Origin of the sequence: Clostridium sp. HV4-5-A1G (assembly GCF_900184915.1) — a bacterium.
GTDB lineage: Bacteria > Bacillota > Clostridia > Clostridiales > Clostridiaceae > Clostridium_B > Clostridium_B aromativorans.
The window spans coordinates 1-11405 of sequence record NZ_FXYI02000116.1; the positions used below are offsets into that span (position 1 = coordinate 1).

Here is an 11405-nt window from a genome sequence, read left to right on the forward strand (position 1 = left end):
GGTATATAAATAACATATATTATATGATAATGTTTTTATTGTTTTTATATCCTATGTATTTAAAAGAGAAATGGATGTTTTGAAGCATTCGTTTCTTATATTATTATTATTTAGGAGGAATGCCGTATGAAGGTAACTGCAATATTGGAAAAGACAGCTAAGGATGCATTGGTTAAAGCTGGTGTAGAGTTACTTGACAGGGATCCGGAACAAAATCTTGATAAAATATTTGCACTAATAAAAAGGACGGTAAAAAATGATGAGGACAATTTAGCTAAAGTGCTTAGAGTTGAGGAATTGTATAAAACAAATCCTGCAATTCACAAACTAGCTATAAGCATTGTTAAAGATTCCAATAAAAAATGCATAGATAAATTTTTTACTAATTTTTTTGCAAATTCAGCTTGGTATGGGATACCAAAGAGAGAAAAATTTTTTCGAGAAACAGGAACAAAAACTCCTTTTACTATTTTGATGAGTCCATCTATGAGATGTAATTTAAGGTGCACTGGATGCTATGCTTCAAGCTACAGCAAGGAAGATGATATTCCTAAAGAAGAGGTAGATAGAATAATTGGTGAGGCCAGAGATCTTGGAATTTACTATTTTGTAATTCTTGGAGGGGAGCCTTTCATAAATAGCTATATGCTTGATATATATGAAAAATATAATGATTGTATGTTTACTCCATTTTCTAATGGAACTTTATTCGATGAAAAACTGGCAGATAGAATACAAAAACTTGGCAATGTACTTCCCATGTTTTCATTGGAGGGATTTGAAAAGGAAACAGATGAAAGAAGAGGCAAGGGGATATTTAAGAAAGTTATGCATGCAATGGAGCTTCTGAGGGAGAGAGGAGTTTTATTTGGAGTTTCTACAGCAGTTAGCAGGTATAATATAGATACAGTTACATCAGATGAATTCATAGATATGCTAGTGGAAAAAGGCGCTAAAATGAGCTGGTATTTTATATATATGCCTGTAGGTAAAGAACCTGATGTGGATTTGATGCTTACCCCCGAACAAAGAATACATCTTGGAGAAAGAGTTAGAAAGATAAGAACTACAAAACCATATTTTGCCATTGACTTTTTTAACGATGCTCCTTATGTTGGAGGATGCATAGCAGGTAAATTTTACTGTCATATAAATTCAGAAGAGCAGGTAGAGCCTTGTATATTTGCCCATTTTGCAGTGGACAATTTGAAGGGCAAAAAACTTGTGGATGTATTCAAGTCAGATTTTTTCAATGAACTGAGGCACAGACAACCTTATAATGACAACTTATTGCTGCCTTGTATGATGATTGACAATACAGAGCAGATTAGAGAAATTGCAAAGAAAACTGGAGCGAAACCTACAGATGAAGGTGCTAGGAGGATGCTGGAAGATCCTGAATTTCAGAAAAAATTGGATAAATTGTCAGCAGATTTTAAACCTTATGCAGAAAGTGCATGGAAAGAAGATTTTAGCTGTAATGGAAATTATAAAATGTCTAAAGGTTAAATCTTTAAAACATCCGAAGAAGAATGACTTCTCCGGATGTTTTAATTTTTTAAGATTTCTTAGATGCAGTATAAAGTTGAAAGATGTATTTTTATTTGTTAAGATTAGTATAAAATGTGTATGCTAAGTTATAATTAATGAAAATATAGGGGAGTTTTTATGAACAGATGTGTAAAGAGGGTATTATTTTTAGTACTAGTGATAATTTTAATTTCTACTGTTTCTTGTAATGGACCTCAAGGTAAAAAAGACAGTAAAGAATTGCTTCAGGGAAATATTAAAATTGTGACTGATATGGAACATGGGCCACAGTTAAAGTTTGCGGCAAATAGATTTAGTGAGACATATAAAAAAGTTACTGTAGATGTCATAACAGTAAAAGGTACGGATGATAATATTAAGTCCATATTGGATAATTCTAAGTATCAAGCAGATATATTGACAGTGAATGACAGTTATGTGAAACATATTCTATCTGCGTATTCAGACAAAATTTTAAAAATAACAGATTCGGTGAGTTTATATAAGAATATTTTATTAAGCAATAAGGTAAACAATGATACTATAAAGGGCTCAATTTATGCATTACCTTGGGATACATGTCCTGAAACTTTAATATATAGAAAAGATATATTTGCCAAAGAGGGTATTGATGAAAATAATATAAAAACCTGGAATGATTATATAGAAGCGGGAAAAAAGATAAAAAAAGATACTGGGAAAGTGTTTATGGCAGATGTTTCTAATTATGATAGTGATATTTTTTTATTGCTTGCAAATCAACTGGGAACAAGTTATTTTAATGAAAGTGGCAAATTGGGATTTGAGTCTCAGAAGTGGTCTAAAGTTATGGATATAGCTAAAATTCTTTATAGAGAAAATTTGATAAAAGATTTTAGTTCTAAAAGTAATTTGATAAATGAATTAAAGGGAGATAAAATAGTGTCATTTATTGGGGATCCAACTTATGCTAAATCATTGATGAATACTTATTCTAAAGATAGTTATAAATGGGGCATAATGAAATTTCCCTCTTTTGAGGCAGGTGGAAATAGAGATGTCTCCGTTGGAGGTACCAATTTAATTATAAATAAAAATACTAAGCAAGCTAAACTGGCACAGACTTTTATAAACTTTGCTCTTACGGACGACAAACTGCAGATGGATTTATTGAATAAATATGGAAGATTTCCTGCAAGTATAAATATATATAATCTTGTAGATTTTAATAAACAAGTTTCTTATTTTGACAATAGGATATGGAATTTATTTGCTGAAGTAGAACAGGGAAGTTTTAATATAAACTATACTAAAGATTTTCCACGAGTAAGAGAAAAGGTAAAGAAAATTTTAACTGCAACCAATGTAGAAAATAAAGATTTTAAGACTATAATGGAAAATATAGAAATGTCTCTTAAAAGTAATTAAAAAAAAATAAAATACTATTCCTTAAAATTTTAATTGAAATATATAAAAACGTTTACTAAATTTTTAAATTAGTGTATAATAAAAATATGGGGAATTAATCTTAGGGATCTTTTAACATATAAGCAAGACCTTTTAACTGGGAGCGAGAGCAGCTAAAAGGTTTTTGCTTTTTTTTATAGCAATTTTACATATCTAAAATTTTTTTATAGGCTCTTATAGTATTTTCCGAAGTTTTCTCCCAGGAGAATTTAGACGCCTGATTTAAAGCTTTTAAGCTCAGTTCCTTCCTTATACTTTCATCGTTGAGTAAGGCCTCTATAGAATACATAAGGCTTTTTATATCAGATGGATTTATAAGGATACCACCATCTCCCACCACTTCTGGAATGGATGATGTATCTGAAGTTATTACAGGAGTACCGCAGCTCATGGCTTCTAATGGCGGAAGGCCAAATCCTTCATATGAGGATGGATATATGAAAGCATCACAAGCATTGTAAAAAATAGGCAGCATTTTTTCCTCCACAAATCCCGTAAATTTAACATTATCTTTTATATTTAAATCTATACTTAAATTTTTTAGTATATCTAAGTCGTCCTTATTTGAGCCTATTATAATTAAGTCATAATTCTTATCTAAATTTTTGTGAATTTTAGAAAAGGAGGTTATTAATGAGGATACGTTTTTCCTGGGACTAAAGCCTCCTATATAGAGAATAAAAGGATTATTTATATTGTAGTTGATTTTTATACTATATTTACATTTGTCTTTTTCTAAGGGCTTATATTTTTCATCTGCGGCCAAAGGAGTTACAAATATTTTATTTTTATCCATTGGAAAGAACTTTAAGATATCATTTTTGGAATGATTGGATACGGTTATTATTCCATCAGCTAAGTCGATAACATTTGGCATTTGCTTTAAAAATTTTTCTAAGTATCCCTTTCCAACAGTTTCAGGAAGTACATAAGGTATTAAATCATGTATAGTGACAACTTTTTTGCAGTTTATATTTTCAGATATGCCGATACCGTTTTGAGGAATATGATATATATCTACAGCTTCCCTTTTTAAATTTTCGGGAAAAAAATATTGTTCAAAAAATCTATGTTGTCTTTTAGAAGACATTATTATTTTAGTATTCTTTTGCCTAAAACTTTCATATTTATTACCTGACCAATATATATTGTAAAAATTTTCCTCGTGATTTTTGATCATATATTTTAGTATTTTTTCTGTATAAGTGCCTATGCCGGTTCCCCTATACCAATTGATTCCTCTTGCATCAACGGCAATTTTCATTGTTCTCTACCTCCACACTCTAGTAACACTAAACTGATTGAAGCGTTCTAATATATATTATTAACACCTATATAAAAAGGTGAAAGCAACTTTTAAATCTGAAGCTAAATGAATTTATATCTATCACATACACGTGAGATTAGACATATACTACGTATATAATAATTTTTGGAGGAAGAAGCTTTTGGATATATTGAAAGTACGAAAATATGTTGAAGATGCCTATGATCTCCATATTGAATTTATAGAGAAGATAAAGAGCATATATAAAATCCATACCAAATACCACCAATATTGTTTGAAAGTAATAAATTATGATTTCGGACATTTTCTATTTATAATTTCCGCTATAAAGCATCTCCAAAATGAAAAGTTTAGAAACATACCTGAAATAATCAACACCAAAAATAAAAAGAATTATATAAAAATAGGTGATTCCTATGCTTATTTGTGCAAATGGATTAATTCCAGACAATGTGATTATAACAATCCGTTAGATATTTTAGTGGCTACTTCGAAGTTAGCGGAGCTTCACAGAAAAAGTCATAATTTTCAAGTTACGGATAAAATGAATCCAAGAATAGGATGGTTTAAATGGATAGAGAATTTTATGACTAGAAGAAATGAGATATTGGATTTTAAAAGAAGAATAATGAATAAACCACATAAAGAGGAGTTTGATGTATTGTATTTGGAGGCTATGAAAGAAGAAATCCGTATGGCAGAGAGTTCGATAGAGCATTTGAAAGCTTCTGATTATATAAATAGTATGAAAAGGCAGATAAAAGACGGTGGATTTTGTCATCATGACTATGCAAACCATAATGTCCTAATAGATGATCAAGGGGAGATAAATATTATAGATTTTGATTACTGTATGATGGATACTTATCTTCATGATTTGGCTAGTTTGATTATAAGGGTGATGAAAAATGGGAGATGGAGACTTGACAATGCGACTTTTATTATAGATGCATATAGTGCAATAAATAACGTAAGACAGGAAGATATACCTATTATGGCTGCTTTTATGGAGTTTCCACAGAATTATTGGCAAATAGGAATACAGTACTATTGGGAAGAACAACCTTGGGGAGAGGAGCATTTTATTAAGAAATTAAATAAGATATTTAGAGATAGGCAGGATAGACTGGAGTTTATAGAAGAGTTTCAAAATAAAAAAATATAGTTGATACAAGGAGGAGTAAGTTTATGTCACATAAAAAATCACACTCTCGAAAGATGGAAGAAATTGAAAATAATGATTTAGGATATTATGAAAACAAGGCAGAGAGTTTGAAAAAAACTGTCAAACAATTAGAAAAGATGCATAAGAAGAAAAAAGAAGTTATGAAACTTGAAAAAAAGAAACGACATATATTAAAAGAAATGAAAAAAGCTCACAGATAGAACCAAGACAAAAGTAAAATTACGGGGTGATTTAAAAGTGTATTGTGACAATATCGAGTCATATTTTATAAAATATCTGGAATCAAAGAAAATATTTGTGGTAAAAGAATTTAAGAACAAGATTAAATATGAGGACTTAACTCTAGATAAAATAAAAAGCCAAATATGTACAATGGGTGAATTTCATGAGAAAACTTTAGGGTATACAGGCGTTATGAACAGACGACTGGATAATAACATAGGCAAAGTTGTAGAACAGTATAAGATCTATACCAGGAGATTTAAAAAAGATATAGTTGAAATAGAGAAATTAAAAGATAAGACTGATTTTCAAAAAAAAATAAATGAAATAGGAGAAAAATATCTGACAAGAGCGGAGAAATGTTTGGATAATATATATCAAAGCCACTATATGGATTTAATAATAAGAAGTATGAATAGAGTTGAAATGTGCCTTAGAAATACCTATTTTGATAATTTGAGAAAAAATGAAAATAAAAATATAGAAATAATAGATATAAAAGGATGCTGCTACAATATGGTAGAAATGGATGCTATTTATTTTTTGAGTAAGTTAAAAAGAAAAAACAAAGACATTGATTTTAACCGTATTACTTCAAAGTTTTGTAAATATGAAACTTTAAATGACAACAGCGTGCAATTTATATTGTCCATGGTGTCTTATCCACGTGAATTTATGAGATGCTACAGCAGATATAAATACCATACTAAAGATTGGGGTGAAGAGGAATATTTAATGAAGTTAAATAAATCTATTGATGAAGATGGAGATAGTCTGATTTAAATTATATCAGGTAATAAAGGAGGTTTTGAATTGATAGATAGATATGGGGAAAAAAAATATTTAGCTAAATACGATTTATGTATAGAGCTTTTTGATAGATTTGATCTAAAAATAGATGATATAGTACCTGTAAGGAATGTGTATATGGTTTCTACAGATAAAGGAGAGAAGATATTAAAAAAAGTAGAATATACTTTAAATGAATTGAAGTTTATCCATGAGGTTTTAACTTATATAAGAAACAAATTTTCCAGAGTGGTTAATTTCGTAAAAGATAAAAAAGGTCATATATATACAATTTGGGAAGGTGATATGTACTGCATAATGGATATGGTTCAGGGGAAAGAATGCAATTTTAGTAATCCTGTGGATTTAGATATTGCATCTAAAGGATTGGGAGAATTTCATCTTGCTTCTGAAGGATTCAAAAGCAGTATGAACAGCAAATACAATAATGGAAGGCTCATTGATGTTTTTAAAAGAAGAGTCCAGGAAATGGAGTTTTTTAGGAATATAGCAAATGTACATGAAAAAAAAACAGAATTTGATGAAATATTTATAGATAATTCAAGGCATTATATAAAAGAAATAAAGAAAAGTGAAAAACTGCTGGAAAAATCCTGTTATTATAAGCTCTGCAGTGAAGAGGATAAAATAGCAGTATGCCATCATGATTTAGCCTACCACAATATACTGATAAATGATAACAAAGCCTATTTTGTAGATTTTGATTATGCCATTATAGATCTTAAAGTACATGATTTATGTAATTTTATAAATAAGGTTATAAAAAATTTTGCTTTTGATATGGAAAAAACAAAACTGATAATGAATGGTTACTGTGCAGAAAATAGTTTAAGCGATAGAGAGCTTGAGGTATTATTTGCTATGCTGAATTTTCCAAATGATTTTTATACTATATCAAAAGATTATTATACTAAACGAAAAGATTGGGAAGAAGAAGTGTTTTTGGATAGATTAAAGAGGAAGATAAGATATAAAGATGATAGAATGGAATTTTTAGCAGAGTTTGAGGATACAATTTTAAATAGCTAATGGTGTATTTAAAAAATGTTTTGACATATTATACACACACCCTTGAAATAAGCAGTATATTTATTTAAAGGGTGTGTGTATTTTAATAATTAATTTTTTTACCTATGATTTTATTGTATATGGTTATGGTATCACTAGCTGTTTTTTTCCAATTTAGTTGAGAAGCTCTCTGAATTCCCAGAGAGGTAAGTTTTTTTTTGAGATTATCATCGGACAGTATATTTAGCATAGCTTGACATAAATCATCTTGATCTTTGGGATTTACGAGAAGAGCTCCATCTCCAACAACTTCAGGTAGAGAAGTAGTATTTGAGGTTATTACTGGAATTCCACAGGCCATAGCCTCTATTGGTGGCAAACCAAATCCCTCATAAAAAGAGGGATATACGAATAGTTTAGCGGCATTATATATATAGGGAAGATGATCCATGGATATAAAACCGGGAAATATAACTTTGTCAGATATATTTAATATTTCAGTACGTTTTCTGTAAGTACTGTATGATTTCCCCTTTGTACCTGCTATTACAAGCTTTATGGGTTTTTTATACAGCGATATAAATTTATTGAAACTTTCAATTAAACCCAATATATTTTTTCTAGGGCTGAATCCCCCCACATAAAGTATATAATCTTCATCTATGGAATAATATCTTTTAGCTATATATTTACTTATATTTTTATCCAAAGGTTTATATATATCCTCGCTGGCCAAATGAGTAACGTATATTTTATTCTCGGGGAAATTAAAAGCCTTCATTATATCATTCTTGGAGAAATTTGAAACTGTAATAATTCCATCACATTTAGGTATTATTTCAGGGATATAGTCGGAAAAAATTTTTAAATATCTGTCACTTACAGTTTCAGGCATTTTATAGGGAATTACATCGTGAAGTGTTATAGCAAATTTACAATTTTTATCTACAGGAAGCCCTACACCGTTTTGTGGAACGTGGTACAATTCTATTTTATTGTGTTTTATTTTATTAGGTATATTTATTTCCTCCCAAAAACTGGTTTTATTCTGTGGAGGAATAGTATTTAGAGCAAAATTTTTTTTTAAGCATATATCATTTCTAAAACTTTTCGGCATGAAAAGTAAATAGTTATTTATATTATCAATATTATTTAAGCAACTTATGAGCTGATAAGTATAAGTGCCTATACCGGTACCTCTATACCATTTTGCAGCACGACCATCAATTCCTATTTTCATAGAATTATTCCTCTCTAAATTGGTATATTTCATTATATTAAAATCCAGTTAAAAATGTTAATATTCTTCTAAAATAACTTAGCCGTTCATATAGATATATAGGGGTGATTAACATGATGCGAGAATTTGAAATAGAAAGACAATTTAATGTAAAAATTGAAAATATAAGACCAAATAGAGGGGTATATCTTTTAAAAACGGATAAAGGAATGAAATGTTTAAAGAGAATAAATTATGGAACTCAAAAACTTTTATTTGTATATGGTGCAAAAGAACATTTAATAAATAATGGATTTCCATATGTAGATAAATATTGTGTTAATATAGATGGGAATCCCTATGCTCTTGTAAATGAAGATATTTATACCCTTTCAGAATGGATTAATGGTAGGGAATGTGATTTTAAAAATAAAGAAGATGTCATAAATGCTTCTAAATGTTTGGCAAATATGCACATAGCTTCTAAAGGATATGAGCCTCCTGAAAACAGCAAACTTAAGACGGATCTTGGAAGGTGGCATCATTTAATGGAAAAAAGGGTTAGAGCTCTTGATAAAATGAAAGATATGGGCAGAAAAAAAAGCAATAAGGAAAGTTTTGATTTAAATTATATGAAGGCTATTCAGTTTTATAAAGATTTTGGCAGAAAAGCTATAGAAGTACTAAAAGACTCCAAATATGATGAACTTTGCAATATAACAAAAGAGGAAAAAGGATTTTGTCATCATGATTTTACATATCATAATATAGTGATAGATGATGACAACAATGTAAATGTAATAGATTTTGATTACTGTAAAAGAGAAATAAGAGCTTATGATATATCATCTTTTATGATTAAGGTTTTAAAAAGATCAGATTGGAATATAGAAAATGCCAAGCTTATATTTGACTCCTATAATGAGGTAAGCCCGCTTGAGGAGGAGGAATACAGGGTAATATTTGCTTTCTTATTATTTCCTCAACGTTTCTGGAGATTGGCAAATAGATATTATTATAATGAGGTTAATTGGCAGTTAAATACCTTTAATAATAAACTGGAGGAATTGATTTCAGAACAGGAAAAGTATGTTCGTTTTATTGAAGAATTTAAAAGTATCTATAACCAAAAATAGATTTAAGTTGGGAATAGGCCTATGTGGATAATGTTAAAATGAACCCGGCATAGGCCTTATTTTTTGCACTTAAAAAAGGATAAACTCATAATATATATCATGACTTTTTATATGGGGATGTTAGATTATGAAAATAGGTGATATAGTAGTGAGAAAATCCTATGGTAAAGATATAACTTTTAAAATAATAGATGTAAAAGAAGAAAAAAGCGGGAATATTTATATTCTAAAAGGGATAGATTTGAGGCTGATTGCAGACTCCACCATTGAGGATTTGGAGATCGTAGAGAATGAATCTCTTACAAAAAAGGAAATTATATTTAATAAACAAATTAACAGTTCAATTCGGGACATTCTAATTAGCAGAGGGGGCTTTAGGTATAGTGGAGGAACTGCACAAGAATATAACATAACAAAATTTGCATCACATGATTCCAAGAACGAACTTGCTTTTGGAAGGCCTGGTAAAATACTGCATGTAGATGGTGATTCGGAATATCTAGATGTATGTATTAAAGTGTATAAACAACTTTTGTTAGATGTAGTTGGCAGGAATATAGCTGAAAAGGATCAGCCGTCAAAAGTGGTAGAGTTAGTAAAAGAAATAAAACCAGATATAATTGTAATTACAGGGCATGATTCTGTGGCAAAGGGTACTACTGATTTCATGAATTTGGATAATTATAAAAATTCCAAATATTTTGTGGAAGCTGTGTCAGAACTTAGAAATTATGAATCAAATTATGATGATCTGGTAATATTTGCAGGAGCCTGTCAGTCCTGTTATGAAAAAATTTTGGATTCAGGAGCTAATTTTGCAAGTTCACCCAGTAGAGTACTTATACATTGTTTAGATCCTGTATTTTTATGTGAAAAAATAGCTTATACGAATATAGAAAAAGTAGTATCCATTCAAGAGGCCATAAGAAACACTATAACTAGGACTAATGGGATTGGAGGGCTGCAGACTAGAGGAAAATACAGGGAGGGTTTTCCAAAATCACCATATGTATAAAGATTATAAAAGTTGTAAATAATATTGTATATATGAGTGACTTGAAGAAATGGCAATATATTATAATATAAATAAAACTATGTGGGCCGTGTTTACAAAAATTTAATATTGACAAAATAAATTATTAACTGATATACTAAATGGTTTAGTTGACATAATTAACCTTACGATGTATAATATAAGATGTAGAGAGAGGGTGTTTAGAGAATGGAAGGAATGAATGTGTTAGCTTCTATAAGAAAGAACATTGAAGATCATGTAGGAGACAAAGTAACTTTAAAGGCAAATGGCGGTAGAAGGAAAGTTTTTGTGAATAAAGGAATAATAGAAAAAGCTTATCCTAGCATATTTGTGATTAGATTAGAAAATGACACCCAAAGGAAAGTGACTTATAGCTATTCGGATGTTTTAACAAAAACAGTTCAGTTGGTTTTTTCAGTTTAAACAGTGTTTAGTTCACTTAGTTATCAATTATCTCATATGTTTGTTAACCTATTTTATAAAAGTATATAAACGTAACATTTTTAAAATAGTATATAAAATAC

Annotated in this window: 11 protein-coding genes; 9 read left to right on the top strand and 2 right to left on the bottom strand. The window is 29.6% G+C overall.

The features are described from left to right. Positions 1-126 precede the first annotated feature (126 nt). Entirely contained in the window at positions 127-1509 is a 1383-nt protein-coding gene (locus tag J5G60_RS12265) for a radical SAM protein (protein WP_150356153.1), read from the top strand. 159 nt (positions 1510-1668) lie between these two features. Further along, positions 1669-2937, top strand: coding sequence for an ABC transporter substrate-binding protein (locus tag J5G60_RS12270; RefSeq protein ID WP_150356154.1), 1269 nt, complete (start codon positions 1669-1671; stop codon positions 2935-2937). A gap of 184 nt (positions 2938-3121) precedes the next feature. Here the strand turns inward: J5G60_RS12270 and J5G60_RS12275 are convergent, their stop codons facing one another. Continuing rightward, the gene (locus J5G60_RS12275; RefSeq protein ID WP_150356155.1) at positions 3122-4240 is read right to left on the bottom strand and encodes a glycosyltransferase family 4 protein; all 1119 of its coding nucleotides are present in this window, start codon (positions 4238-4240) and stop codon (positions 3122-3124) included. 184 nt (positions 4241-4424) lie between these two features. Here J5G60_RS12275 and J5G60_RS12280 point away from each other — a divergent pair, with 184 nt between their 5' ends. Genes J5G60_RS12280 through J5G60_RS12295 form a run of 4 tightly spaced genes read left to right on the top strand, consistent with a single transcriptional unit; the run spans position 4425 to position 7511 of the window. Then, entirely contained in the window at positions 4425-5429 is a 1005-nt protein-coding gene (locus tag J5G60_RS12280; RefSeq protein ID WP_150356156.1) for a CotS family spore coat protein, read from the top strand. A 23-nt stretch (positions 5430-5452) separates the two neighbouring features. Next, the gene (locus J5G60_RS12285; RefSeq protein ID WP_150356157.1) at positions 5453-5650 is read left to right on the top strand and encodes a hypothetical protein; all 198 of its coding nucleotides are present in this window, start codon (positions 5453-5455) and stop codon (positions 5648-5650) included. 37 nt (positions 5651-5687) lie between these two features. Beyond that, positions 5688-6455, top strand: coding sequence for a spore coat protein (locus tag J5G60_RS12290; RefSeq protein ID WP_150356158.1), 768 nt, complete (start codon positions 5688-5690; stop codon positions 6453-6455). Between the two features lie 30 nt (positions 6456-6485). After that, positions 6486-7511 carry a CotS family spore coat protein gene (locus J5G60_RS12295; RefSeq protein WP_150356159.1) on the top strand — a complete coding sequence of 342 codons (1026 nt, stop codon included), beginning with the start codon at positions 6486-6488 and terminating at the stop codon, positions 7509-7511. An 82-nt stretch (positions 7512-7593) separates the two neighbouring features. Here J5G60_RS12295 and J5G60_RS12300 read toward each other — a convergent pair whose 3' ends face one another. Beyond that, complete coding sequence (locus J5G60_RS12300; protein ID WP_150356160.1) at positions 7594-8730, bottom strand: glycosyltransferase family 4 protein; 1137 nt, start codon at positions 8728-8730, stop codon at positions 7594-7596. Between the two features lie 113 nt (positions 8731-8843). Between J5G60_RS12300 and J5G60_RS12305 the strand changes: the two genes are divergently transcribed. The 3 genes from J5G60_RS12305 to J5G60_RS12315 all read left to right on the top strand — a co-directional run bounded on the left by J5G60_RS12305 (position 8844) and on the right by J5G60_RS12315 (position 11304). Next, entirely contained in the window at positions 8844-9845 is a 1002-nt protein-coding gene (locus tag J5G60_RS12305; RefSeq protein WP_150356161.1) for a CotS family spore coat protein, read from the top strand. A 127-nt stretch (positions 9846-9972) separates the two neighbouring features. Further along, positions 9973-10860: a sporulation peptidase YabG gene (gene yabG / locus J5G60_RS12310; protein ID WP_150356162.1), complete on the top strand. Its 888-nt coding sequence runs from the start codon at positions 9973-9975 to the stop codon at positions 10858-10860. Positions 10861-11067: 207 nt separating this feature from the next. Continuing rightward, positions 11068-11304 carry a Veg family protein gene (locus J5G60_RS12315; RefSeq protein ID WP_150356163.1) on the top strand — a complete coding sequence of 79 codons (237 nt, stop codon included), beginning with the start codon at positions 11068-11070 and terminating at the stop codon, positions 11302-11304. The last annotated feature ends 101 nt before the right edge of the window (positions 11305-11405 follow it).

Coding starts and splice junctions, on each gene's coding strand:
- J5G60_RS12305 (WP_150356161.1), top strand. CDS start 8,844: ATGATGCGAGAATTTGAAATAGAAAGACAATTTAATGTAAAAATTGAA.
- J5G60_RS12315 (WP_150356163.1), top strand. CDS start 11,068: ATGGAAGGAATGAATGTGTTAGCTTCTATAAGAAAGAACATTGAAGAT.
- J5G60_RS12270 (WP_150356154.1), top strand. CDS start 1,669: ATGAACAGATGTGTAAAGAGGGTATTATTTTTAGTACTAGTGATAATT.
- J5G60_RS12265 (WP_150356153.1), top strand. CDS start 127: ATGAAGGTAACTGCAATATTGGAAAAGACAGCTAAGGATGCATTGGTT.
- yabG (WP_150356162.1), top strand. CDS start 9,973: ATGAAAATAGGTGATATAGTAGTGAGAAAATCCTATGGTAAAGATATA.
- J5G60_RS12300 (WP_150356160.1), bottom strand. CDS start 8,730: ATGAAAATAGGAATTGATGGTCGTGCTGCAAAATGGTATAGAGGTACC.
- J5G60_RS12275 (WP_150356155.1), bottom strand. CDS start 4,240: ATGAAAATTGCCGTTGATGCAAGAGGAATCAATTGGTATAGGGGAACC.
- J5G60_RS12285 (WP_150356157.1), top strand. CDS start 5,453: ATGTCACATAAAAAATCACACTCTCGAAAGATGGAAGAAATTGAAAAT.